General features: G+C 59.1%; 24 protein-coding genes and 1 tRNA gene. 21 read left to right on the top strand and 4 right to left on the bottom strand.

What is annotated here, in order from left to right; genetic code table 11:
- The first annotated feature begins 48 nt into the window (after positions 1-48).
- Positions 49-792: an S-methyl-5'-thioinosine phosphorylase gene (locus H607_RS0102725; RefSeq protein WP_028874162.1), complete on the top strand. Its 744-nt coding sequence runs from the start codon at positions 49-51 to the stop codon at positions 790-792.
- On the opposite strand, the gene H607_RS11415 is transcribed toward H607_RS0102725, so the two are convergent.
- The 3 genes from H607_RS11415 to H607_RS0102710 all read right to left on the bottom strand — a co-directional run bounded on the left by H607_RS11415 (position 752) and on the right by H607_RS0102710 (position 1454).
- The gene (locus H607_RS11415) at positions 752-1054 is read right to left on the bottom strand and encodes a DUF2442 domain-containing protein (protein WP_083961900.1); all 303 of its coding nucleotides are present in this window, start codon (positions 1052-1054) and stop codon (positions 752-754) included. The genes H607_RS0102725 and H607_RS11415 overlap by 41 nt on opposite strands.
- Positions 1055-1063: 9 nt before the next feature.
- Positions 1064-1333 (bottom strand): DUF4160 domain-containing protein, encoded by a 270-nt coding sequence (locus H607_RS0102715; protein ID WP_028874161.1) that lies wholly within the window; start codon positions 1331-1333, stop codon positions 1064-1066.
- 27 nt (positions 1334-1360) lie between these two features.
- Positions 1361-1454: transfer RNA gene (locus H607_RS0102710), tRNA-Ser, on the bottom strand.
- A gap of 67 nt (positions 1455-1521) precedes the next feature.
- Between H607_RS0102710 and H607_RS0102705 the strand changes: the two genes are divergently transcribed.
- The 3 genes from H607_RS0102705 to H607_RS0102695 are packed head-to-tail and all read left to right on the top strand — an operon-like array spanning position 1522 to position 2436.
- Positions 1522-1752, top strand: a complete 231-nt coding sequence (locus H607_RS0102705; RefSeq protein WP_028874160.1) for a sulfurtransferase TusA family protein — start codon at positions 1522-1524, stop codon at positions 1750-1752.
- A 46-nt stretch (positions 1753-1798) separates the two neighbouring features.
- Positions 1799-2035 carry a ribbon-helix-helix protein, CopG family gene (locus tag H607_RS11410; protein WP_037989381.1) on the top strand — a complete coding sequence of 79 codons (237 nt, stop codon included), beginning with the start codon at positions 1799-1801 and terminating at the stop codon, positions 2033-2035.
- The gene (locus H607_RS0102695; protein ID WP_028874159.1) at positions 2032-2436 is read left to right on the top strand and encodes a type II toxin-antitoxin system VapC family toxin; all 405 of its coding nucleotides are present in this window, start codon (positions 2032-2034) and stop codon (positions 2434-2436) included. Before H607_RS11410 ends, H607_RS0102695 begins: the two co-directional genes overlap by 4 nt.
- A 32-nt stretch (positions 2437-2468) precedes the next feature.
- Here H607_RS0102695 and H607_RS0102690 read toward each other — a convergent pair whose 3' ends face one another.
- Entirely contained in the window at positions 2469-5327 is a 2859-nt protein-coding gene (locus H607_RS0102690) for a valine--tRNA ligase (protein WP_028874158.1), read from the bottom strand.
- Positions 5328-5628: 301 nt separating this feature from the next.
- On the opposite strand from H607_RS0102690, the gene H607_RS13070 reads away from it, so the two are divergent.
- From H607_RS13070 to H607_RS13050, 17 genes are read left to right on the top strand one after another with little or no spacing between them, the layout of a single operon-like run.
- The gene (locus tag H607_RS13070; RefSeq protein ID WP_211218450.1) at positions 5629-5985 is read left to right on the top strand and encodes a hypothetical protein; all 357 of its coding nucleotides are present in this window, start codon (positions 5629-5631) and stop codon (positions 5983-5985) included.
- A gap of 26 nt (positions 5986-6011) precedes the next feature.
- Positions 6012-7124: a polysaccharide biosynthesis/export family protein gene (locus H607_RS0102685; protein ID WP_083961898.1), complete on the top strand. Its 1113-nt coding sequence runs from the start codon at positions 6012-6014 to the stop codon at positions 7122-7124.
- 29 nt (positions 7125-7153) lie between these two features.
- On the top strand, positions 7154-7762 hold the full coding sequence (locus H607_RS0102680; protein WP_028874156.1) for a hypothetical protein: 609 nt from the start codon (positions 7154-7156) through the stop codon (positions 7760-7762).
- The gene (locus H607_RS0102675; RefSeq protein WP_028874155.1) at positions 7759-8490 is read left to right on the top strand and encodes a capsule biosynthesis GfcC family protein; all 732 of its coding nucleotides are present in this window, start codon (positions 7759-7761) and stop codon (positions 8488-8490) included. The genes H607_RS0102680 and H607_RS0102675 overlap by 4 nt, the downstream gene beginning before the upstream one ends.
- Positions 8487-10598 carry a YjbH domain-containing protein gene (locus H607_RS0102670; protein WP_157381262.1) on the top strand — a complete coding sequence of 704 codons (2112 nt, stop codon included), beginning with the start codon at positions 8487-8489 and terminating at the stop codon, positions 10596-10598. The genes H607_RS0102675 and H607_RS0102670 overlap by 4 nt, the downstream gene beginning before the upstream one ends.
- Entirely contained in the window at positions 10595-11047 is a 453-nt protein-coding gene (locus H607_RS0102665; protein WP_028874153.1) for a low molecular weight protein-tyrosine-phosphatase, read from the top strand. Before H607_RS0102670 ends, H607_RS0102665 begins: the two co-directional genes overlap by 4 nt.
- A complete protein-coding gene (locus H607_RS11405; RefSeq protein WP_083961897.1) occupies positions 11048-13303 on the top strand; it encodes a polysaccharide biosynthesis tyrosine autokinase in 2256 nt (751 codons plus the stop codon). It abuts the gene before it with no gap.
- A 16-nt stretch (positions 13304-13319) separates the two neighbouring features.
- The gene (gene tviB, locus H607_RS0102655; RefSeq protein WP_028874152.1) at positions 13320-14591 is read left to right on the top strand and encodes a Vi polysaccharide biosynthesis UDP-N-acetylglucosamine C-6 dehydrogenase TviB; all 1272 of its coding nucleotides are present in this window, start codon (positions 13320-13322) and stop codon (positions 14589-14591) included.
- A 2-nt stretch (positions 14592-14593) separates the two neighbouring features.
- A complete protein-coding gene (locus H607_RS0102650) occupies positions 14594-15619 on the top strand; it encodes an NAD-dependent epimerase (protein ID WP_028874151.1) in 1026 nt (341 codons plus the stop codon).
- Positions 15616-16674: a dTDP-glucose 4,6-dehydratase gene (rfbB, locus tag H607_RS0102645; RefSeq protein ID WP_028874150.1), complete on the top strand. Its 1059-nt coding sequence runs from the start codon at positions 15616-15618 to the stop codon at positions 16672-16674. Before H607_RS0102650 ends, rfbB begins: the two co-directional genes overlap by 4 nt.
- 27 nt (positions 16675-16701) lie before the next feature.
- Entirely contained in the window at positions 16702-17604 is a 903-nt protein-coding gene (gene rfbA, locus H607_RS0102640) for a glucose-1-phosphate thymidylyltransferase RfbA (RefSeq protein ID WP_028874149.1), read from the top strand.
- Positions 17605-17611: 7 nt separating this feature from the next.
- Positions 17612-18736 (top strand): dTDP-4-amino-4,6-dideoxy-D-glucose aminotransferase VioA, encoded by a 1125-nt coding sequence (gene vioA / locus H607_RS0102635; RefSeq protein WP_028874148.1) that lies wholly within the window; start codon positions 17612-17614, stop codon positions 18734-18736.
- Positions 18737-18739: 3 nt separating this feature from the next.
- Positions 18740-19309, top strand: coding sequence for an acyltransferase (locus tag H607_RS13065; protein WP_083961895.1), 570 nt, complete (start codon positions 18740-18742; stop codon positions 19307-19309).
- The gene (locus tag H607_RS0102630) at positions 19306-20805 is read left to right on the top strand and encodes an oligosaccharide flippase family protein (RefSeq protein ID WP_037989374.1); all 1500 of its coding nucleotides are present in this window, start codon (positions 19306-19308) and stop codon (positions 20803-20805) included. Before H607_RS13065 ends, H607_RS0102630 begins: the two co-directional genes overlap by 4 nt.
- Positions 20789-21712, top strand: coding sequence for a glycosyltransferase family 2 protein (locus H607_RS13060; protein ID WP_083961894.1), 924 nt, complete (start codon positions 20789-20791; stop codon positions 21710-21712). Before H607_RS0102630 ends, H607_RS13060 begins: the two co-directional genes overlap by 17 nt.
- Positions 21713-22522, top strand: coding sequence for a glycosyltransferase family 2 protein (locus H607_RS13055; RefSeq protein ID WP_083961893.1), 810 nt, complete (start codon positions 21713-21715; stop codon positions 22520-22522). It abuts the gene before it with no gap.
- Positions 22523-22532: 10 nt separating this feature from the next.
- Entirely contained in the window at positions 22533-23465 is a 933-nt protein-coding gene (locus H607_RS13050; RefSeq protein ID WP_157381261.1) for an EpsG family protein, read from the top strand.
- The last annotated feature ends 45 nt before the right edge of the window (positions 23466-23510 follow it).

Here is a 23510-nt window from a genome sequence, read left to right as displayed (position 1 = left end):
GCGGCGTCGTGTAAAATTCCGCATCCATCGGCTCGACCTGGGAAACCCATGTTCGCGATCATCGGCGGTACCGGCCTCACTTCGCTCAACAACCTCGAAATCGTTCATCGTCAAGTCGTCCGCACCCCCTACGGCGACCCCTCCGGGCCGCTGACCCTCGGGCGCATCGCCGGGCAGGACGTCGTCTTCCTTGCCCGGCATGGCTATGGCCACACCTACGCCCCGCACCGCATCAATTACCGCGCCAACGTGTGGGCGCTGAAACACGTGGGCGCGAGTGAAGTCATCTCGGTCGCCTCGGTGGGCGGCATCCAGGAACGCTATGCCCCTGGTGCCCTGGTGATTCCGCACCAGATCATCGACTACACCTGGGGGCGCGCGTCGACCTTCTTCGAGGGAGAAGAGGATCCGGTCACGCACATCGATTTCACCCTGCCGTTCACCCCGGCGCTGCGCGAACGGTTGATCCGCGCCGCGCGCAGGGCAGGGGAGCCGGTGATCGACGGCGCCGTCTACGCCTGCACCCAGGGCCCGCGCCTGGAGACCGCCGCCGAGATCGACCGCCTGGAGCGCGACGGCGCCAACGTCGTCGGCATGACCGCCATGCCCGAAGCAGCACTCGCCCGCGAACTGGGGCTTGCCTACGCTGCGATCAACGTGGTGGCAAACTACGCCGCCGGCCGCGGCGCCGACGCGAACGAGATCTCATTCACGGAAATCGAGGAGACGCTTTCCGAGACCATGGCACGGGTCAGGCACGTGCTGGAAGCGTTCGCGGCGCAGGGGGAGTGAGCGAGGCAGGTTCCTTTTCTACGATGGGCACGGAACGGTCGTAAAGGGTTTCGGGGGCGATGTCGATGTTGCCGGGCCATACTACCGTACCATACTCGATGTGGGCGCCGAAGAATGCTCCCTGTTCCTTGAGTCGCGAGAACGGTTTTTTGTCCAGCAGCGGCGCCATATCAAATCTGCGTCGCTCGCCATTTTCGAATTCCAACTCCAGGCTGTAGTCTGGATGGGCTTTGACTTTGACCACATCAAGCAACTCATTCATGACGTACTCCTACTGCAGCGGCGCAATCCGGAAGGGCTCTTCGCCATTTAGCACAAGTTCCCAATCCGCGAAGAGTTCATCGCGATGCAATTCGACCCAGGCTTCGACCAGCTTGAGCTGCTTGGGAGGAAAACTCCCGGCAAGCACTCGACCATCTTCAATCGCGATAGATGCCTTGAAATTCTGGTAGCGGACATGAAAATGCGGAAGGTGGTGACGGTCGTTATCTTCGTACATCAGGGCAACGATGATGCCGTAGAACATGCTGATGGTGGGCATGGGCAGCAAGGAGTTGGGCGAATACTATGGCGGAGATGGAGGGATTCGAACCCTCGATACCGGTTTTAGCCGGTATGCTCCCTTAGCAGGGGAGTGCCTTCGACCTCTCGGCCACATCTCCGTAAAAGAGGTGCTATTCTAACCGAGGAGGGCGTTTGGCGTCAAACCTTCGGAGCAAATCGAACGTCATGAAAATCGATCTCGAACTCGACGCGCGCGGGTTGCGCTGTCCCTTACCCATCCTGCGCACGAAAAAAGCACTTGCCACGCTGCACTCGGGGCAACGCCTGCGGGTGCTGACCACCGATCCCGGTTCGATGAAAGATTTCTCTGCCTTCGCGCGCCAAAGCGGCAACGTGCTGGAAGTGGCGCACGAAGTCGGGGAGGGGGAATACGAATTCGTGTTGGTGCGGCGCTAAGAATGGGCTATTCAGGTTCGAAGACGCGGAAGCAGGAGGAAACCTCATGCGTATAACCCTTGAATTAGACGAAGATACGGCCCGGCAGATTCAAGTGTTGACCGGTCGTGACCGAGCGCGGCGCAATGCGCTCATCCGTGAGGCGCTGTATGAGTGGCTCAGCCGCCAGGGGCGAGCGCAATGGCCTGAATCAGTGTTGCGCTTCGAGGGGGACGCCGACATGCCCCCGTTCGAACGCTCGCGAGAAGAGCTCATCGCTCCGCCGGAAGATCCCCTGACATGAATTATTTGCTCGATACCTGCACCGTATCCGATTTCGTCAAAGGCCAGCCGCAGGTACTCGCTCGGATGAAGGCGACCTCGCCGCGCCTGATCGCAGTATCCGTGATTACCCGCATGGAAGTCGATTACGGTCTGGCGATCAATCCCGAGCGAGGAAAGCGGCTTGCGCCCATACTCGAGGCGTTTTTTGCCTCGATCATTACGCTTGCTTTCACCCAAGATGCTGCGCGAGAGAGTGCGATGTTGCGTGCTGTCCTCAAGACACAGGGGCGTCCGATTGGAGCCTACGATGCACTCATCGCTGGTACGGCGCTTGCTCACGGGCTCATCGTCGTGACGTCGAACGTTGGCGAATTTGGGCGGGTCGTTGGCCTGCAAGTGGAAGATTGGCGTACAGGTTGAAATCGACCGCCCCCTCACCCCCGATTCCCACCTCACCCCCTCCCCAAATGCCGCTCGAGGCGCGCGAGCTGAGGTTCGAGCTGGGCGAGGGTGGCGCTGAAGCGTTCGATGCGCTCGCGCTCCTGGGCCACGACCTCAGCCGGGGCGCGCTCCACGAAACTGGGGTTTTCCAGTTTCTTCTTCGCCTTGGCGATTTCGGCGTGCAGGCGGGCGATCTCCTTGGCGAGTCGCTCATGCTCCTTGGCGGCGTCGATAGGCACGTCGAGCATGAGCTGTAGGGTTTCCACCGCCGCCACGGGCGCGAGCGCGTCTTCGGGCAAGCGCGCGAGCGTGCGCACTTCCGTGAGCCGCGCGAGCGCTTCCAGGTAGGGGACGAACCCGGCGATCGTCGCTGCGAGCGCCTCGTCGGACGGCTCGCCCAGCGCCACCGCCAGCGGCACGCGCTCGCCCGGGTTGAGCTTCATCTCGGCGCGCAAGCCCCGCACCGCCCGCGTGATTGCCTGGAAGAGCGCCATCTCGCGCTCGGCCGCTTCGTCGAGCTTTTCCGGCTCGGCGACGGGGTAGGGCGCCACCATGATCGAGTCGCTCACCTTGCGCCCGGCCACGGGGGCTACGTGCTGCCAGAGCTCCTCGGTGATGAAAGGAATCACCGGATGCAGCAGCCGCAGCACGGCTTCGAGCACGCGGATGAGCGTGCGGCGCGTGGCGTGGCGCACCGCCTCGTCTCCTTGCGCAAGACGCACCTTGGCAAGTTCCAGGTACCAGTCGCAGTATTCGTCCCAGACGAATTCGTAGAGCGCCTTGGCGTAGAGGTCGAAACGGTAGTCGCTGAGCTGGCGTTGCGCTTCGGCCTCCACCCGCTGTAGCCGCGAGACGATCCAGCGTTCGGCAAAACCAAGCGCTTCGGGCGCCGCAGGTGTATCGGGCAGGCGTTCGCCCACGTTCATGAGCACGAAACGCGTCGCATTCCACAGCTTGTTGCAGAAATTGCGGTAGCCCTCGCAGCGGCCGAGATCGAACTTGATGTCGCGCCCGGGGCTCGCGAGCGAGGCGAAGGTGAAGCGCAGGGCATCCGCGCCAAACGCCGGAATGCCGTTGGGGAACTCCTTGCGTGTGCGCTCGGCGATCGCCTCGGCCTGTTTCGGATTCATCAAGCCGGTGGTGCGCTTCTGGATGAGCGATTCGAGGTCGATGCCATCGATGAGGTCGATCGGATCGAGCACGTTCCCCTTGGATTTCGACATCTTCTGCCCTTCGGCATCGCGGATGAGGCCGTGGACATAGACGTGCTTGAACGGGATCTTGCCGGTGATGTGGGTGGTCATCATCACCATGCGCGCCACCCAGAAGAAAATGATGTCGAATCCGGTGACCAGCACCGAAGAGGGCAGGTAGAGGTCGAGCGCTGGGTTCGATTTGGCCGGATACTCGGGCGTCCAGTCGAGCGTGGAGAACGGCCACAAGGCCGAAGAAAACCACGTGTCGAGCACGTCGGGGTCGCGCGTGAGTTTGCCGGTGTACCCTTCGGCCGCGGCGAGCGCGCGCGCCTCGGCCTCATCGTGCGCCACCCAGAATCGGCGATGCTCGGCCGGATCTTCGTCGGCATACCATGCCGGGATCTGGTGCCCCCACCACAGCTGCCGCGAGATGCACCAATCCTGAATATTGACCAGCCACTGGCGATAGGTGTTCACCCAGTTCTCGGGGAAAAAGCGGATGCTGCCGTCCTCGACCACCTCGAGCGCCTTCTGCGCGAGCGATTTACCATCCGGCCCAGGCTTGGTGGTGGCGACGAACCACTGGTCGGTGAGCACGGGTTCGAGCACCACCCCGGTGCGCTCGCCGCGCGGCACCATCATCGTGTGCGGTTTCACCTCCACCAAAAGCCCCTGCGCCTGCAGCTCGGCCACGGCTTTTTCCCGGGCCACGAACCGGTCGAGTCCGCGGTAGGCGGGCGGGACGTTGTCGTTCAGGTGCGCATCCAGGCGGAAGATGTTGATCATCGGCAGCCCGTGGCGCTGGGCCACGGCGTAGTCGTTCGCGTCGTGCGCCGGCGTCACTTTCACGCAGCCGGTACCGAAACTCGGATCGACCGCCGGATCGGCGATGATGGGGATGCGACGGCCCACGAGCGGCAGGATCACCTCCTTGCCGATGAGCGCCTGATAGCGCGGATCTTCCGGATGGACCATTACCGCCACGTCGCCGAACAGCGTCTCCGGCCGCGTGGTGGCCACCACCACCCCGGCACGGCCGTCGATGGGGCCGTCGGCGAAGGGATACAGGATGGACCAGAGGAATCCTTCCTCCTCTTCCGCCGACACTTCCAGGTCGGAGACCGCCGTGCGCAGCTTGGGATCCCAGTTCACCAGACGTTTGCCGCGATAAATCAACCCCTCCCGATAAAGCCGCACGAACACCTCGAGCACCGTGCGCGACAAGCCCTCGTCCATGGTGAAACGCTCGCGCGTCCAGTCGGCCGAAGTGCCCAGCCGCCGCATCTGGCGCGTGATGGTGCCGCCCGAGTATTCCTTCCACTGCCACACGCGCTCAAGGAATTTCTCCCGCCCCAGGTCGTAGCGCGTGAGCCCCTCGCGCTCCAGCTGGCGCTCGACCACGATCTGGGTGGCGATCCCGGCGTGGTCGGTGCCCGGCTGCAGCAGCACGTTGTCACCGCTCATGCGCCGCCAGCGTACGAGCGTATCGATGATGGTCTGGTTGAAACCATGCCCCATGTGCAAGGTGCCGGTCACGTTGGGCGGCGGCATGAGGATGCAGTAAGCATTCTTGCGGCCAGGGTCGAAACCGGCGCGGAAGTAGCCGTGTTCTTCCCAGTAAGGGTACCAGCGGGATTCGATCGCCTTGGGTTCGAAGCTCTTGTCGAGGGTCATGGCGGAGTCTGGTCGTTTGCGAAAGCTAATAATTATAGCCAAGCGGGACGGACTGCGGCAGAGAGAAATCGCGCCAAACCAAGAGTAATAGTTTTTAAGCTCCACGGCTTGGCCCAGAGGGGCTGTGCACGGTGCCCTGATGAAGAGTTTTCGTCGATTCTACGCCGGTAGCATCGCAGCCGATGCCGGAACGCATCCTTGCTGCTTCTTCCGATGCCTACCGCCAGGCGCTCCTCTGCCTTACAGAGATTTGATGCGATTGCCCTGGGGGCAGAGCAAGTCCAATCATCCACGACAGGTCATGATGATATATAATGACAAAACCACCCATATGGGGATGGGCGGTTTCCACGGCAAGGAGAGTGCTATGAGGTACAGTAAAAAATTGCTTGCATCGATTTTGATGCTTGGCATGATTTCTACATCCTGGGCTCAGGGGGCAACGACAACAGAATCTGATTCTGCAGCTGAACCTAAAGCGGCGGAAAATGGCAAGGCTGCGTCAGGAGCTGGAGCAGGGCAGCTCAATGAAGCTGCAGTGATCGGCGTTGCCGCCGCCGTTGGCATTGCCGCGGCTGCTGCCGGTGGAGGCGGCGGGGGCGGTCATGGCTCGACCGGAACGACCGGAACGACCGGCTCGACAGGTACTAATCCCTAACTCATCAAGCAAGAAGGCGACGAAGCATGGCAGGTTCGAGGATGCAGCCGCAGTGGCAAAGGTTCGGGTTTTTTTGGCCGCTGTTGCTGGTCGGTTGGCTCGGCGGCTGTGCTTTGGCGCCTGGTCTGGTGATGGAGCCCGGCTCGGAAGAGCAGGGCGACGTGGCGTTCATCCCCATCACCGATCGTTTGGTATATGCCCTCTCCGAAGAAGAGAAGCGTAAGCCCTCGGTACCGCAAGAACTTCTCGAAGAAAACGGTCACCCCTATCGCATCGGCGTCAACGATTCCCTCATGGTCACCTTCTGGGGGGTGCCCGAGATGATGCCGAATCTGCCCACGGTGCAGGTCGGTGGGCAAGACATCTCCCAGCCGGTGGGTACCCAAGTCGTTCAAGCCGATGGCACCATCTTCGTGCCTTATGTCGGTGCAATTGCGGTAGCGGGGCTCACAGAAGGGGAAGCTCGCGACAAAATCACCGCGGCCCTCAAGCCCATTCTGCAAAGTCCGCAGGTCGATGTCTCCGTGGTCAAGTTCGACAGTCGCCATGTCACGATCACGGGGGCGCTGGCCAAACCAGGCAGAGTGGCGCTCACGCGCAAACCGCTCACCCTAGCCGAAGCATTCGGCGCTGCCGGCGGGCTCACCCCTCAAGCCGATGCCTCACGGGTTTCCCTCGTTCGAGGCGATCGGATCTACCAAATCGACCTCGATGCCCTGCAACCTTTGGCGGGCAGAGTCCTCCTGCGCGATGGCGATCGCGTCCATGTTCCCACCACCGAAGACAAGAAAATCTTCGTGATGGGCGAAGTGTCCAAGCCCACCGTGATCCGCTATGGGCGTAAATCCATCTCCTTGATGGAAGCCCTCGGGGAAGCCAACGGCGTGCGTCAGGATACGGCCAGCGGGCGGGAAATCTACGTGATTCGCGCCTTCGATTCCCACATGCAGACGGCCCGCGTGGTATATCGCCTCGAAGCGGCCTCGGCCTCGAAACTCGCCCTGGCGGGAAGCTTCCCTCTGGAGCCGCAAGACATCGTTTTTGTCGGCCCAGCCCAGATCACGCGTTGGAACCGCCTGGTCAGTTCATTCTTCCCCTCCCTCCTGTTCCTCACAACAGCTGACAATCTACAAAATTAACGATGAGGATGGGTATAGGAAGGGCCGTGATGCTCGCGACGGCGCTCTGCCTCGTCGGTTGCAGTTCCTCGCCTGAGGGAGACCCGGCGCTGGCCACGGTGCGCCAGCTCTTCTCCGGCCCGCCGGCCTATGCGCCCAAGCCGCTGCCCTACGATAGCCTCGTCCTGCGCCGCAGCGATGGGGCATTGTGGGCGCAGGCCGTCTTGGGGAGGGTGGAGCCGCAAACCGCCTCCCTCTACTGGTTCGTCGGCGGGCAGAGCGTGCGCACCAGCGCCGTGCGCCTCACCAAGGCCACCGACACCGCCTTCGACTTCATCCTTGAACCCGTTTCCCTCGAGCACTGGCGCTTCGATCCCATCCGCCAAGCTTGCCTCACCGGTCAAGCCCAGCATCGCGAAGACTGGTTGGATTACCCCGCCGAAGACCTCTGGTCGCTGCATCGCCTCAGCGACGTTGCGCCCCGAGCTTCGGCCGACGCCCCCATCGAAGAAACATTCTCGGTTCCTCTGCTGAAATGGCAAGGAACCAACCGCTACTGGCTGGATGCTGCCTGCCGGCCTCGCCGTGCGCTGGTGTGGCTGCATCCCAAGCAACCCGCGTGGGAACTGCGCTGGCTCAAGGCAGGAGAGCGGCCGTGAAAGCCAGGTGCGCCTTCGTGTTCTGGTGTGCGCTTGGCGTTTCGGTCAGCCTTCGGGCCGAAGGGCAAACTTCCGCGTCGCCCGCCTCCTGGCCGCCCCCGCCGGTGGCCGAAGTGCGGATCGAGGAAGAAATGCCGCTCTCTCGCGCCTTGCGCGAGCACAAGCAAGCCCATCCAGAATCCTTTCTGCCGGCCACGCGCTGGTGTCGCACCGTCGGGGAAACGCGCCACCGCCTAGCCAAAGCGGCGCTCCTCTACGCCTTGCGCCAAGCGCCCGAAGACTCCCCGCCACGCCGCGTCGCCCAGTGGCTCGAGGCGCTCCCCGTGTGCGAGCGCACCCCCCACTATCGCTGGGATGCCGAAGCGCTGGAAGTCCGCCCCTGGGAAGATCGCCTGCTCGCCGCAGGCGATCGGCTCGTCTTCTTCCCTCGGCCCCAAGGCATTTATTGGCTGGCGCCCGATGGCACCCTTCTTTTGGCTGAATTCACCCCGGGCAAAGTGCTTCAGGAATACGGCTGGATGGCGACCCCGCGCGCCCAAGCCGATCATGCCTGGCTGGTACGCCCCGATGGCGTGCGCCAGCGCGTGGGGGTGGCCGCGTGGAACGAGAACGAATCGCGCCCCCGCCTGATGCCGGGCACCCTCGTGCTGCCGGAATACGGCTGGTGGCAGGCCTCGCCCGTGCTGCCGCAGTTGGCGGCCTGGCTCAACGGTGAGGTGCGCTGGTGAAGCGAACGGCGTGGCTGAGCCCTTTTCTTTTCGGCATGATTCCCGCGCTCGCGGCCGAGCCCCAGGCCTGGATTTCGCGCAACGACTGGGGCGAACCGGGAATGCTGCAGATGCCCTCGGCGCGCTTCGACGAAGCCGGCCAATTCGCCGTCACGATGAGCCACGTCGACCCCTACCTGCGCTTGAGCGTGTTCGTTACCCCTTTGCCATGGATCGAAGGCGGGTTTCGCTACACCGACATTCGCAACCGCCCGTATGGCCCGAAAAATCTCTCCGGCAGCCAATCGTACAAAGACAAATCCATCGACCTGCGTGTGCGCCTGTGGGAAGAGAGCCGCTACCTGCCGCAAATCGCCGTGGGTTGGCGCGATCTCGGCGGTACCGGCCTTTTCAGCGGAGAATACCTCGCCGCCAGCAAGCGTTGGAGTACGCTCGATTTCACCGCCGGCCTGGGCTGGGGCTACGTCGGCGCACGAGGAGACTTCGACAATCCCCTAGGCTGGCTGAGCGACAAATTCAAAACCCGGCCGGGCGCGAATAAAATCTCCGGCGCCACGGACCAGTTCGGCTTCGACCAATGGTTCCGCGGTCCGGTAAGCCCCTTTTTTGGCGTCGTCTGGCAGCCTGGCGATGGACGCTTCGCCTTCAAAGCCGAATACGACGGCAACGACTACAAGCACGAACCCCTCAACAACCCGCAAAAGACTTCATCCCCCTTCAACCTAGGGCTGGAATACCGCTACTCGCCCGGCGTGCGCTTTTCCCTCGGCTGGGAGCGAGGCAACACGGCCATGGTGGGCATCCAGATATCGTTGAATCTGGCCGACGACTGGAAACAACCCAAGTTCGATCCCCCGCCGGTGCGCCGTACTCCCGAACAGCCGCTGCCGGCCCAAGTGCAGCAGGTAAACTGGCCCGAAGTAGTGAAGAAAGTCGAAGAATCGAGCGGCTTTGCGGTGCAGCGTGTTGCCCTTCGGCCCCATGGGGAAGTGGCGCTCTATGGTGAGCACATCCGCTATCGCGACACGCCCAAGGGAGACGTTCGCGCCGCGCAAGCCCTGGATGCCACGGTGAGCGAGGACGTGCGCTCCTTTGCGCTCGTTCAGGAACCCTTGAAGCTCGGCATGGTGGAATCGGGCGTGTCGCGGCAGAAAGTGCGGGACTACGTGGAAGGCCGCAGCGAAGCTCCCGACCTGCACCGAGGCTTCGACGTCACCGCACCGACGAAAGCACCCGAGCAGATCCTCTACGAAGAAGAACCCTCGCGCCTGGAGTATTGGATGGCGCCCGGTCTCATCCAGAACATCGGCGGTCCCGACTCATTCTACCTCTATAGCCTCACGGCCAACCTCGGGATTGATTACTGGCTCACCGACCGCTGGCGGCTCGGTTCGGTCATGGCGCTGCGCGTGCTCGACAATTTCGACAAGTTCCGCTACGACGGGCCCAGCGGCCTGCCGCGCGTGCGCACCGACATTCGCCGCTACCTCACCACCTCCAAGCTGATCCCCGACCGCCTCTACCTCTCGCGCGTCGACAAACTCGGCGAGGACATCTTCCAAGGCGTGTACTTCGGCTGGCTCGAGTACATGTATGCGGGAGCAGGCGGGCAATGGCTCTACCGCCCCATCGGTTCGGAATGGGCCGTGGGCGCCAACCTCAACTGGGTGAAGCAACGCGATTTCGGCGCCACGCTCGGTCTGCGCGACTACGACACGATCACCGGTCACGTCACGGGCTACTACCGCGAACCCCATACGGACATCCTCGCCAAGCTCAGCGTTGGGCGCTACCTCGCCAAGGACATCGGCGGCACGCTCGATCTCTCGCGCCGCTTCGCCTCCGGCGTGGAAGTGGGCGTGTGGGCCACGATCACCGATGCCAGCACCAAAGCCTTTGGCGAGGGTAGTTTCGACAAAGGCTTCTACCTCACCCTGCCGTTCGACGGATTCTTCACCAAATCCTCTCGCCGCAGCACCACCCTGGTGTGGACGCCGCTCACGCGCGACGGCGGCCAGCGCCTCTCGCTGCCGCTCGATCTCTACTCCATTTCGGATGGCCGAGATATGCAGTGGTATCATCAAAGATTCAAGGAGATCGATCGATGAGCCTGCCGTTTCATTCCCTTCTTACCGTCTGCACGGGCAACATCTGCCGTTCACCGGCGGCCGAAGCCCTGCTACGCGCTCGCCTGCCGCAGACGTTTCGCGTTGGCTCGGCCGGGCTCGGCGCCTTGGTCGGCCAATCCATGGACGAGACCACGCGCCGCGTGATGCAGCGACGCACCGGCGTCGATCATCCCGATCACCGGGCGCAGCAGCTTGTCGAGCCCATCCTGCGCGCGTTCGAGCTCATTCTCGTGGCCGAAGCGGCGCAGCGCGACGAAATCCTCGGGCGCTGGCCCTTCGTGCGCGGCCGGGTATTTCTGATCACGCAATGGACCGACCGCAGCGACGTCATCGACCCCTACCGCCAGCCCGAAGAAATTCATGAGCAATGCTTGATACAAGTCGAAACCGCGGTAGAATCTTGGGCCAGCCGACTGGGCGTGAAGTGAATGAGCGTAATGAATCAGCAAGTACTCCCCGAAGCGGCGCTTCCCCAGCCTCCGTATCAAGAAAACGACGAAATCGACCTGCGCGAACTCTTCGCCGCGCTCGCGGCCCGTAAATGGACGATTTTCTCGCTCACTGCCCTGGTGCTCCTGCTGAGCGCGGCATATGCCATTTTTGCCACGCCGATCTATTCCTCGGATGCCCTGGTGCAGGTGGAAAAGAAAAAGCCGAGCCTTCCCCTCTTCGACCAGCTCGCCGCCATGGATCCGTCGGGAGCATTCGACACTGGAGCCGAGGCCGAGATCGAGATCATCAAATCCCGTTTCGTGCTCGGCAAAGTGGTGGATTCCCTGGGGCTCGACATTCAGGTCCAGCCAAAAACTTTCCCCCTCATCGGGCGCTATGTCTTTCGCACATACCGGCCGGAAGCAGACGAGCCCCCGGTGCGGGATCCGTGGCTGAGCAGCCGATGGGCCTGGGGCGGCGAAAAAGCCCAGCTCTCGCTGCTCAACGTTCCGGACGATTGGGTGGATCAAAATCTGCTCCTGCGTAAGACCGGAGCGGACAGCTTCGAGCTGCTCGCCGACGACGAACCCGTGATCCAGGGCAGAGTAGGCGAATTCATCCAGCAAGGGCCCTGGGCGATCAAAGTCGAACAACTCCTGGGCCACGACGGGGTGCGCTTCGCGGTGTCCAAGCTCAGCCCCTACCAGGCCATCTCCAACCTGCTCGATCAGCTCACCGTCAAAGAGCGCGGCAAGAAAACGGGCGTGATCGAACTCTCCTACCTGGATCCCGACGCGGCCCGCGCTCGAGCCATCCTCAATGAGATCACCCAGGTCTATTACGATCAAAACGTGCGGCGTCTGTCCCAGGAGGCGGCCAACAGCATCGCCTTCATCAAAACCCGGCTGCCGGAACTGCGCCGCCAGCTTACCGAAGCCGAAGTGGCCCTCAACCGTTTTCGTCAGCAGCAAGGCACGGTCGCGATCGACGAAGAAACCAAGGCCGTGATCGAGCGGCTCACCGAGGTGGAAAGAAAGCTCCAGGACATCGGCCTCAAAGAAGCCGAATTCTCTAAGCGATTCCGTACGGATTACCCCATCTATCGAGCGCTCATCGAACAAAAGGACAAACTGCAGGCCGAGCGGGCCGCGATCGAGAAGCAGATCAAGAAATTCCCCGACCGCCAGCAGGAGCTCATCCGCCTCACGCGCGACGTCCAAATCGCCAACGACGTCTATACCCAGCTGCTCGCCAAGCAGCAGGAACTCGAAGTGGTTCAGGCGAGCACCGTAGGCACCGTACGCATCCTCGATCAAGCCATCACCAATCCGAAGCCGGTGAAGCCGAAAAAACCCCTGATCGTGGCCATCGGCGGCATGCTGGGGCTCATGCTGGGGGTGGGCGTCGTGCTCGTGCAACGCATGCTGCGCCAGGAAATCCACAACGTCGCCCAGCTGGAAGAAACCACCGGGCGCCCCGTCTATGCCACCATCCCCGAAGTGCCCGCGCTCGTCAAGCAGATGCGCCGCAGCCGCAGCAAAGAAGAAAAACTGCCGCTCCTCACCGAGGTGGTGGCAAACGACGACCCCGCGCTCGAATCTTTCCGCTCTCTGCGCACGGCGGTACATTTCGCCCTGCTCGACGACGCACGCCCCGTGCTGGCGGTCACGGGTCCAGCGCCGGGGGTGGGAAAATCCTTCGTCTCCGTACATTTGGGCTTGGTGGCCGCGCAGGGCGAAGCCAAGGTGCTTCTCATCGACGCCGACATGCGCAAGGGCCATATCGAGCGCTATTTCGGCCTCTCGCGCTCGCCCGGCCTTTCGGAAGTGCTCGCCGGCGATCTCCCCTGGCGCGATGCCCTGCATCGCCTCGGCCCCAACGACCTGCACCTCCTCACCGCCGGGCGCTATCCGCCCAACCCGGCCGAGCTGCTGATGCACCCCCGCTTCCAGGCGCTCCTCGACGAAGCCCGCGAGACGTTCGACCTGGTGATCGTCGACACCCCGCCGGTGCTCGCCGTTACCGACGCCGTCATCATCACGCACCTTGCCGGCGCAACGCTCCTCGTCTGCCGCGCCGGGGTCACGGAATACGGCGAAGCCACCGCCGCACTCGCGCGCCTTGCCCAGAATGGCGTCAATGTGAAAGGTCTGATCGTCAACGCGCTCGACACCCGTAGCCGCTACGGTTACCGCTATGGCAACCGGTATTACTACAGCGCAAGCCGGTATCGCTATCAGGCGTCGGCGTGAGAAAGGAAAAACATCCGTGAACTTTGCAGATTCCATCGCCCTCATCGGCCTCGGCTACGTCGGCCTGCCGCTGGCCGTCGAATTCGGCAAGCGCCGCCCCGTGATCGGCTACGACCTCAAGCGCAGCCGCATCGAAGAACTGCGCCGCGGGCTCGACCGTACGCGCGAAGTCTCCGCCGAAGAACTCGCCGCCGCCCGTCACCTCCGCTTCACCGACGACCCGGCGGAGCTCGCGCGCTGCACCGTCTTCATCGTCACGGTGCCCACGCCCATCGACCGGCACAAGCGTCCCGATCTCACCGCGCTGCTCGCGGCCAGTGAAACGGTGGGCAAAGCGCTCAAGCCGGGCGATCTCGTCATCTATGAATCCACCGTCTATCCCGGCTGCACCGAAGAAGACTGCGTGCCGGTGTTGGAGCGCGCCTCCGGCCTCGTCTTCAACCGCGACTTCACCGTCGGCTACAGCCCCGAGCGCATCAACCCCGGCGACCCCGAGCACCGCCTTCCCACCATCAAGAAAGTCACCTCCGGCTCCACGCCCGAAGCCGCCGAACGGGTCGACGCCCTCTACCGCGAAATCATCACCGCCGGCACCCACCAAGCCCCCAGCATTCGCGTGGCCGAAGCCGCCAAGGTGATCGAAAACACCCAGCGCGACGTCAACATCGCGCTGATCAACGAACTCGCCATCCTCTTCAACCGGCTCGGCATCGACACCCAGGCCGTGCTCGAGGCAGCCGGCACCAAGTGGAACTTCCTGCCGTTTCGCCCCGGTCTGGTCGGTGGACACTGCATCGGCGTCGACCCCTACTACCTCACGCACAAGGCGCAGGAAGTCGGACACCACCCCGAGATCATCCTCGCCGGGCGCCGGCTCAACGACGCCATGGGCGCCTACGTCGCCGGGCGCGTGGTCAAGCTCCTCATCAAGCGCCGCCGCCCCGTCGAAGGCGCCCGCGCCCTCATCCTCGGGCTCACCTTCAAGGAAAACTGCCCCGACCTGAGAAACACTCGCGTGATCGACCTCATCGCCGAGCTCCAAGACTACGGCATGCAGGTCGACGTGCACGACCCCTGGGCCGACCCGGAAGAGGCGTGGCAAGAATACGGCCTCGAACTCACCCAGAAACCCCGGCTCGGCAGCTACGATGCTATCGTGCTCGCCGTGGCGCACCGGCAATACCGCGAGATGGGAGCAGGGGCGATAAGGGCATGGCTGCAAGAGGATGGGGTGCTCTACGATGTGAAGCACGTGCTTCCTCCTGAATCCGTTGATGGAAGGTTGTGACCATGCGTGTTTTCATTACCGGCACCGCCGGATTCATCGGTTTCCATCTTGCGCGGCTGCTGCTGGAGGAAGGCCATGTCGTCCATGGCTACGATGGCCTCACCGACTACTACGACGTCAATCTCAAGCGCCGGCGCCATGCCATCCTGAGCGAATATCCCGGTTTCACGGCCACCGAGGCGATGCTGGAAGATGCTCCCGCGCTCGAATCCGCCGTGCGTGCCGCGCAGCCCGAGGTCATCGTCCACCTCGCGGCACAAGCCGGCGTGCGCTACAGCCTGGAAAACCCCCGCGCCTATATCGACGCCAACCTTGTAGGCACCGCCAACCTGTTGGAAATTGCCAGGGCCCTTCAGCCTCGCCATTTGCTCATGGCCTCCACGAGCAGCGTATATGGCGCGAACACCGACATGCCTTTTGTAGAGAGCCAAAAAACCGACACGCCTCTCACCCTCTACGCGGCTACTAAAAAAGCCAACGAGGCCATGGCGCACGCCTACGCCCACATCCACGGCGTGCCTACCACGATGTTCCGCTTCTTCACCGTCTACGGCCCCTGGGGGCGACCGGACATGGCGCTCTTCAAATTCACCAAGGGCATTCTCGAAGGCACGCCCATCGACATCTACAACCACGGCGACATGTACCGGGACTTCACCTACGTGGCGGACCTCGTGCGCGCCATCCGGCTGCTGATCGACGTGCCCCCACCGCCGCTGGATCAACGCGATCAACCCATCGAAGGTGACACCCTCAGCCCCGCCGCGCCGTGGCGTGTGGTCAACATCGGCAACTCCAACCAGGTGCGTCTGCTCGACTTCATCGAAGCCATCGAAGCGGAGCTGGGCAAAAAAGCCATCCGCAACTACCTGCCCATGCAAACCGGCGACGTACCCGCCACCTGGGCCGATTGCACGCTGTTGTTGCGGCTGACCGGTTACCGGCCCCAGACGCCAGTGCACGAAGGTGTCATCAAGTTCGTGCAATGGTATCTTGAGTACTTTGGTGTGGAACGCAACAGGTCATGATTCTCGTCACCGGCGGTGCCGGCTTCATCGGCAGCAATTTCGTTCTCGACTGGCTGGCGCACAGCGACGAGCCCGTCGTCACCCTGGACAAGCTCACCTACGCCGGCAACCGCGACAACCTGGCCGCGCTGGACGGTGACGCGCGCCACATCTTCGTGCAGGGCGACATCGGCGACCGCGCCCTGATCGAGCGGCTGCTGGCCGAACACCACCCACGCGCCGTGCTGCACTTCGCGGCCGAGAGCCACGTCGACCGCTCCATCCACGGTCCGGAGGACTTCATCCAGACCAACGTGGTGGGCACCTTCCGCCTGTTGGAGGCCGTGCGCGCCCACTGGAGCGCGTTGCCCCAGGCCGAGAAGTCCGCCTTTCGCTTCCTGCACGTCAGCACCGACGAGGTCTATGGCACCCTGGGCCCCGGCGATCCGCCCTTCGCCGAGACCCATCCGTACCAGCCCAACAGCCCATACTCCGCCAGCAAGGCCGCCAGCGATCACCTGGTGCGCGCCTGGCATCACACCTACGGCCTGCCGGTGCTCACCACCAACTGCTCCAACAACTACGGCCCCTACCAGTTCCCGGAAAAACTCATCCCGCTCATGATCGTCAACGCCCTGGCGGGCAAACCCCTGCCCGTCTATGGCGACGGGCAGCAAGTTCGCGACTGGCTCTACGTGCTCGACCACTGCAGCGCCATTCGCCGCGTGCTCGCCGCAGGCCGCGTGGGCCAGACCTACAACATCGGCGGCTGGAACGAAAAGCCCAACCTCGAGATCGTGCACGCCATCTGCGCGCTGCTGGACGAACTGCGCCCGCGCGCCGACGGGCGATCCTACCGCGAGCAGATCACCCACGTGCCCGACCGCCCTGGCCACGACCGCCGCTACGCCATCGATGCGCGCAAGATCGAGCGCGAACTCGGCTGGCGCCCGGCCGAGACCTTCGAGACCGGCATCCGCCAGACCGTGCAGCGGTACCTGGACCACCCGGACTGGGTGCAGCGCGTGCAAAGCGGCGCCTATCGGGAGTGGGTGGCGCGGCAGTGTGGTGCGTAATCGAAAAGAACAGACCAGGGAGAATCCATGAACCCAAACCCGCCGCATCCCCGCCGCAAGGGCATCATCCTCGCTGGTGGCGCTGGCACGCGGCTGCATCCGGCAACGCTTGCCATCAGCAAACAACTGCTGCCCGTGTACGACAAACCCATGATCTACTACCCGCTGAGCACGCTCATGCTCGCGGGCATCCGCGAGGTGCTCGTCATCAGCACCCCGCACGACACACCGCGTTTTGCCGAACTGCTGGGCGACGGCAGTCAGTGGGGCATGCAGCTGCACTATGCCGTGCAACCCAGCCCCGACGGGCTCGCGCAGGCGTTTTTGATCGGGGAAGCCTTCATCGGCAACAGCCCATCGGCACTCGTGCTCGGCGACAACATCTTCTACGGCCAAGACTTTCCTGAACTGCTCGCGCACGCAGCGCAGCGCAGCCAGGGCGCCACCGTCTTCGCGTACCACGTGCAAGATCCCGAGCGTTACGGCGTCGTCTCCTTCGATGCCCAAGGCCGCGCCATCAGCATCGAAGAAAAGCCCAAGGCGCCAAAGTCCAACTACGCCGTTACCGGCCTCTACTTCTACGACGCCCAAGTGGTGGACATCGCGCGCGCCGTGCGTCCCAGCTCCCGTGGCGAGCTGGAGATCACCTCTGTCAACCAAGTTTATCTTGAGCGCGGCCAGCTCAACGTGCAAATCATGGGCCGCGGCTACGCCTGGCTGGACACCGGCACGCATGACAGTCTGCTGGATGCCGGTCAGTTCATCGCCACGCTCGAACGCCGCCAGGGCCTCAAAATCGCCTGCCCTGAAGAAATCGCCTGGCGTCAAGGCTGGATAGACACCGCGCAGCTCCACCGTCAAGCCATGGCGCTGGCCAAAACCGGCTATGGCCAATACCTGCTGCGTTTCATCGAAGAATTTGCAAGGTAATCCCATTATGACCACCCCATCCGCCACCCCGCAAGTCATTTACGTCACCCAACCCCACCTGCCGCCACTCGAAGACTTTATCCCTTACCTGCAGCAAATCTGGGCCAACAAAATTCTCACCAACGGTGGTCCCTTTCACCAACAGCTCGAAAAAGAACTCTGTGACTACCTTGGCGTGAAGCACATCAGCTTGTTCGCTAATGGCACCCTAGCCTTGGTCACCGCCCTGCAAGCCTTGCGCATCACCGGCGAAGTCATCACCACTCCGTATTCTTTCGTCGCCACCGCGCACGCACTGTTGTGGAACGGCATCAAACCCGTGTTCGTCGATATCGACCCGGACACATTCAACCTTGATCCAACTAAGATTGAAGCCGCCATCACGCCGCACACCACCGCCATCCTGCCCGTGCATTGCTATGGGCATCCCTGCGACGTGGCTGCCATTCAGCGAATTGCCGATATTTACAATCTCAAGGTTATCTACGACGCTGCTCATGCTTTCGGCGTGCAAGACGCGGGCGGCAGCATCCTGCGTCATGGCGATCTCTCGGTGCTAAGTTTCCACGCCACCAAGGTCTTCAACACCTTCGAGGGCGGTGCCATCGTCAGCCCCGACGCCAAGACCAAGCAGCGTATCGATCACCTCAAGAATTTCGGTTTCGTCGATGAAGTTACCGTCGTCGCGCCCGGCATCAACGGCAAGATGAGCGAGATCAACGCCGCTTTCGGTCTGCTGCAACTCAAGCATATCGATGCTGCCATCGACGCACGCCGGCGCATCGACGCACGTTACCGCGAAGCCCTGCAGCACGTACCCGGCATCCGCTGCTTGCCCGACGCAGGGGAAAAAGTTGGAAACTACGCCTATTTTCCCATCCTCGTCGAACCGGACTATCCACTGAGCCGCGACGCGCTCTATGAACGACTCAAAGAGCATGGCATCTACGCTCGGCGCTACTTCTACCCGCTGATCTCGGATTTTCCCATGTACCGCGGCCTGCCCTCGGCCGCACGCAGCAATCTGCCCGTGGCTGCGGCCATGGCAGACAAGGTGCTGTGTTTGCCGATCTATCCCGCGCTACAACCGTCCGACCAACAGCGCGTCATTGATCTTGTCCGAGGTGCCTGAATCATGCCCATGTTGAGCCGTGATGCCATTGACGCGATGGGATTTGCTGCCGTGGGAGAAAACGTTCAGATTTCCGATCGAGCGTCATTTTACGGCATCAGCCGCATCACTTTGGGAAACCATGTCCGGATCGACGACTTTTGTGTACTGGCGGCTGGAGACGGGGGAATCATCATTGGCAATTATGTGCATATCGCGGTTTTTTCTTCCCTGATTGGCAAAGGGAGAATAACCCTTTCGGATTTTAGTGGTCTCTCGTCTAAAGTATCAATCTATTCAAGCAGTGATGACTATTCAGGCGCAGCCTTGACCAATCCAACGGTTCCCACTGAATATACCGGCGTAACTCATGCCGACGTTTGGCTTGGCCGACATGTGATCATCGGTAGTGGCAGCGTCGTTTTACCCGGTGTGACGCTCGAAGAGGGCGTAGCCGTTGGCGCCCTTAGCCTCGTCAATCGCGATTGCAAGGCATTCGGCATTTATGCGGGAAATCCGGCACGCAGAATCAAGGATCGCAAGCGCGATCTATTGGAGGTTGAGAAGCGCTTTTTACAATCTCTGGTCCAATGACCCTCAAAACCAACATCCTTGCCACCTACGCCAGCCAGATCTACGTCACACTGGTGGGCATTGTCGTGGTGCCGTTGTATCTGCGCTACATGGGGGCAGAGGCGTATGGTTTGGTGGGGTTTTTTGCCATGCTGCAGGCGTGGTTCAACCTGCTGGATTTGGGACTCACGCCCACTGTGGCGCGCGAGACGGCGCGTTTTCGGGGTGGGGCACTCGATGCCGTAGGATATCGCCAATTCGTGCGCGCGCTACAAGGCATTTTTTTGGTGGTGGCGGTGGTAGGCGGGGCGGTGTTGTGTGCATGTGCGCCGCTCATCGGCGCCAACTGGCTCCGTGCCGAGCATCTACCCACTGCACAAGTCAACTTGGCGCTCCAGCTCATGGGGCTGGCCGTGGCGTTGCGCTGGATGTGCGGCCTGTATCGCGGCGTGGTCAGCGGCTCCGAGCGGCTGGTATGGCTCAGCGCCTTCAATGCCGCCATTGCCACGCTGCGCTTTGTGTGCGTGCTTCCATTGCTGATGTATGTAAGCGCCACGCCTGAGGCATTTTTTGGCTACCAGCTCGGCGTGGCCGTGCTGGAACTTGGTGGGCTCATGCTGCTGGCGCACCGGCTGCTGCCGCCGCTGCCCGCGGGTCAGCGCCTTGCGTGGCAATGGGCGCCGCTCAAGCCCATGCTCAAATTCTCGTTGACCATAGCCTTTACCTCGTCGGTGTGGGTGCTGGTCACGCAGACCGACAAGCTGCTGCTCTCCAAAATTTTGCCGTTGGCCGACTATGGTTACTTTACCGTCGCCGTGCTGGTGGCCAGTGGCATCTCCATTCTAGGTGGCCCCATCAGCAGCGCTATTTTGCCGCGTATGTCACGCCTTCAGGCGGAGGGCAAAGAAGCAGAACTGATCGCCCTATACCGCCAAGCTACGCGAATGGTAGCTGTGGTGACCGCGCCGGCGGCGCTGGTGTTGGCTTGTTTCCCTGCGCAAGTGCTATGGGCTTGGACGGGCAACGCCGAATTGATGACCAAATCCGCCCCCGTGCTCACGCTGTATGCGGTAGGCTACGGCATTCTGGCCGTGAGCGCGTTTCCGTACTATCTGCAATACGCCAAAGGCAACCTGCGCCTGCACCTCATAGGTAACATCGGCTTTGTAGGCTTGCTCATCCCCTCTGTGGTATGGGCCGCGATGCACCATGGCATGACGGGCGCGGGTTGGGCATGGCTCGTTTCCAATGCGATATATTTATTCTTGTGGACGCCACTGGTGCACCGCCAATTCGCTCCAGGCATGCATGCCAGATGGCTGTTGCATGATATTTTTCAACCCGTCGCCCCAGCACTTTTGTGTACAATTGCCGCGCTGCTGTGCATGCACTGGACAGACAACCGCATTCTTTTAATTGCAGAGCTGATGACTGCGGGGATGGTGCTGTTGCTATTGTGTTATGCCTTTGCGGGGCGGGTAAGGTTTGGGAGAAAAGCCAATGAATTCGCAGGTTGAGAAAAAAATAGAAGACACGAGCAGAATGGAAAGAAGACCAAAAGTCTCCGTTTGCGTGGTTACGTATAACCAGGAGAAATACATTGGGCAATGTCTGCAAAGCCTTGTGGATCAGAAAACGAATTTTGACTTTGAGATTATCGTAGGGGATGATTGTTCCACGGATGGAACGCGAGAGATTGTGCGCCAATTTCAAGAAAAGTATCCTAATATAGTTAAACCAATTTTCCATGAGAAAAATTTAGGTCCTTGCAGGAATGTCATTGCTGTTTATACAGCGGCATCGGCTGATTATATATGCCATATGGATGGAGATGATTACGCTTTGCCAGGCAAATTACAGGCCCAGGTCGATGTTCTGGATAATAACAGTGACTGTGTAGTTGTATGGCATCGGATGAAAATATTGGATGAAAAATCATCAATTTTTTATGATGATCTAATAGATTTAGAAAAAATAGGGAAACATGTTTTTACGCAGCGAGATCTTATGATGCTGGGGAGTATAGCCTGTCATAGTTCAAAGTGTTTCCGAAAAAATACGCTGCCTAAATATTATCCGTCGCAGGATTTTATGGATTTTTTTCTCAATGTGGTAAACTTATCGCATGGAACTGGTGTATATCTGAATGATGTTTTGGGTGTATATCGTTCTGGAGTCGGATTAACGCAGAGTCCGAAGATCAAGGAAACATTCCTGAGAAATCTCAGGATGCTTCTGAAGGAATATCCAGAGAATTCGAGTGACCTTGGGGTGCTTTTTTTGAAAACAGCCTTAATAAATATAAAAAACAATCAAGATGTCGCATTGGGTTTAAAGTTGCTTTTGGAGTTTTTTCGTCCGTCTGTGGTGATGAATTTTTTAAGGACTTATAGATATATCAAATTTTTTAGATCGCCTATTTAAATGAAATTATCAATAATTACTCCGACCTATAACCGAAAAAGCTTGATTGCTCGTTCGCTGGATTCTTCCCTAAATTTTGTATCTGAAGGCCATGCGTATGAAGTTATAGTAGTGGATGATGCATCGACGGATGGAACTGTCGAATATTTGCAAGAGAAGTATGCTAAAGAAATTGTATCTGGAACTTTAAAAATTATTAAACTAAAAGAAAATCATGGTGTTACTGGAGCGAAGAACATCGGAGCTTTTGCTGCGCGTGGTGATTGGCTGGTCTTTATGGATTCTGATGATTTTTTCTTGCAAAATGCAGGTCAAATAATTCAAGATGAGTTAAAACGCCTCGCAGAGTTCGACATGATATTTTTTAGATGCATAGATGAGATCTCTGGTGTCTTAATAGGTAGCGCAAGTGCGGAGTGCAGTATAGATTTCAGATATATTTTGAACAAAGGCACACCCGGAGAATGCTTGCCAGTAGTAAAAAGAACAACATTCCTTCGGCACATCTATAACGAGGAATTGCGTGGCTGCGAGTCATTGTCTTATATAAAAATATTGCATTCAGGGGGGCGAGCCTATGTTTCAAAAGAGGCTGTGCGAGTGTATAGAAGCAAGGGAGATGATAGGCTGAGTAGCAGATCCAATATATTAAAAAGGGCAGATAAAATGCTTAAATACAATACTGCCTTATTGAGGTATATTGGCAGTATGACGCCGAAGGTTGCCGCAAAAATAACCATCAAGGCCATAGCGTATGGGGTTATTTCTGTTTTTGCGCGAAATTTTAATATTTTGCAGGATCGAAAGTAATTTCAAATTTATGAAATTTTCTCAAAAAAAGGCTGCAAATTATTTTGCGCAGATTTTTTTGTGCCTTGTTTTTTTTGCTATATTTTTCGATTGGGGATCAAGCACCTATGGCGGCGACTTACAAAATTACCACGAAAAGTATATAGGAAAAGAGATATTCGGTCTTGCCTCATTTGGATATTATTTTCTGTCTTATTTATTCTCGGTGCTCGGAATACCGTTTGTGCTGTTTAGATTTTTTCTTTTTTTTATGCTCTACTTTTCATTAATGCGTTTTTCTTTAAAAATAACTCAAAAAAAAATTCTGATTTTATTGTTTGTATTGGGTATATTTTTTTTCCCACCGTACCAAAGCTTGTCTGATTTTATTTTAAGACAAGGGCTTGGTTTTAGTTATCTATTTTTAACCAATTTCTTTTATTTTAATGAAAAGCAGGATTTTCGCGATAAGATTATTAACATCATTGTTGCATCTTTATTTCATCCTACTTTTTTATTTTATTTTTTTCCTTTACTTGCGTTAAAAATTTTCCGCGCCTTAGTCCCAACGCTAGCCATCTATGTGATTTTTGTTATTTTTTATGTGCTTGATTTCGGCTACTACACAAGTGATCTTTTTAGGACTTTTATATATCTTGATATCATAACAAGTTTCGATCCTTTGGTGAGCGCAGAGGATTATGTGGTTGGGTTTAAGTTTTATTTTTTATTAGCATCATTGTTGCCTTTAATTGTTTATTTGGCTGGATATTTGTTTGGATTAGTATTCAAAGAATTTGAAGTTGAATTGTTCAGATTTTATTGTTTTGCCAATGGTTTGGGGTTTTTGTTTTCAGGATACCCGTATTATGATAGGGTAATGCTTTTTTCTTGGGTTTTGATTCCTTTTTTTGCGATTTCTTTTTTGAGTAAATTTTCATTCGGGAGGCGACTTCATCATTAAAACGTTTGAACAATTATGCTGATCATCCTCCACCTCATCACTAAC

This window comes from Tepidiphilus margaritifer DSM 15129, assembly GCF_000425565.1.
GTDB classification, from domain to species: Bacteria; Pseudomonadota; Gammaproteobacteria; order Burkholderiales; family Rhodocyclaceae; genus Tepidiphilus; species Tepidiphilus margaritifer.
This window is presented reverse-complemented; position numbering and strand designations above follow the sequence as displayed.

Bases quoted from the DNA above. Each gene is read 5' to 3' on its own strand.
- H607_RS0102725 (WP_028874162.1), top strand. From the start codon at position 49: ATGTTCGCGATCATCGGCGGTACCGGCCTCACTTCGCTCAACAACCTC.
- H607_RS11415 (WP_083961900.1), bottom strand. From the start codon at position 1,054: ATGAATGAGTTGCTTGATGTGGTCAAAGTCAAAGCCCATCCAGACTAC.
- H607_RS0102715 (WP_028874161.1), bottom strand. From the start codon at position 1,333: ATGCCCACCATCAGCATGTTCTACGGCATCATCGTTGCCCTGATGTAC.
- H607_RS0102705 (WP_028874160.1), top strand. From the start codon at position 1,522: ATGAAAATCGATCTCGAACTCGACGCGCGCGGGTTGCGCTGTCCCTTA.
- H607_RS11410 (WP_037989381.1), top strand. From the start codon at position 1,799: ATGCGTATAACCCTTGAATTAGACGAAGATACGGCCCGGCAGATTCAA.
- H607_RS0102695 (WP_028874159.1), top strand. From the start codon at position 2,032: ATGAATTATTTGCTCGATACCTGCACCGTATCCGATTTCGTCAAAGGC.
- H607_RS0102690 (WP_028874158.1), bottom strand. From the start codon at position 5,327: ATGACCCTCGACAAGAGCTTCGAACCCAAGGCGATCGAATCCCGCTGG.
- H607_RS13070 (WP_211218450.1), top strand. From the start codon at position 5,629: ATGATGATATATAATGACAAAACCACCCATATGGGGATGGGCGGTTTC.
- H607_RS0102685 (WP_083961898.1), top strand. From the start codon at position 6,012: ATGGCAGGTTCGAGGATGCAGCCGCAGTGGCAAAGGTTCGGGTTTTTT.
- H607_RS0102680 (WP_028874156.1), top strand. From the start codon at position 7,154: ATGCTCGCGACGGCGCTCTGCCTCGTCGGTTGCAGTTCCTCGCCTGAG.
- H607_RS0102665 (WP_028874153.1), top strand. From the start codon at position 10,595: ATGAGCCTGCCGTTTCATTCCCTTCTTACCGTCTGCACGGGCAACATC.
- H607_RS11405 (WP_083961897.1), top strand. From the start codon at position 11,048: ATGAGCGTAATGAATCAGCAAGTACTCCCCGAAGCGGCGCTTCCCCAG.
- H607_RS0102650 (WP_028874151.1), top strand. From the start codon at position 14,594: ATGCGTGTTTTCATTACCGGCACCGCCGGATTCATCGGTTTCCATCTT.
- rfbB (WP_028874150.1), top strand. From the start codon at position 15,616: ATGATTCTCGTCACCGGCGGTGCCGGCTTCATCGGCAGCAATTTCGTT.
- rfbA (WP_028874149.1), top strand. From the start codon at position 16,702: ATGAACCCAAACCCGCCGCATCCCCGCCGCAAGGGCATCATCCTCGCT.
- vioA (WP_028874148.1), top strand. From the start codon at position 17,612: ATGACCACCCCATCCGCCACCCCGCAAGTCATTTACGTCACCCAACCC.
- H607_RS13065 (WP_083961895.1), top strand. From the start codon at position 18,740: ATGCCCATGTTGAGCCGTGATGCCATTGACGCGATGGGATTTGCTGCC.
- H607_RS0102630 (WP_037989374.1), top strand. From the start codon at position 19,306: ATGACCCTCAAAACCAACATCCTTGCCACCTACGCCAGCCAGATCTAC.
- H607_RS13060 (WP_083961894.1), top strand. From the start codon at position 20,789: ATGAATTCGCAGGTTGAGAAAAAAATAGAAGACACGAGCAGAATGGAA.
- H607_RS13055 (WP_083961893.1), top strand. From the start codon at position 21,713: ATGAAATTATCAATAATTACTCCGACCTATAACCGAAAAAGCTTGATT.
- H607_RS13050 (WP_157381261.1), top strand. From the start codon at position 22,533: ATGAAATTTTCTCAAAAAAAGGCTGCAAATTATTTTGCGCAGATTTTT.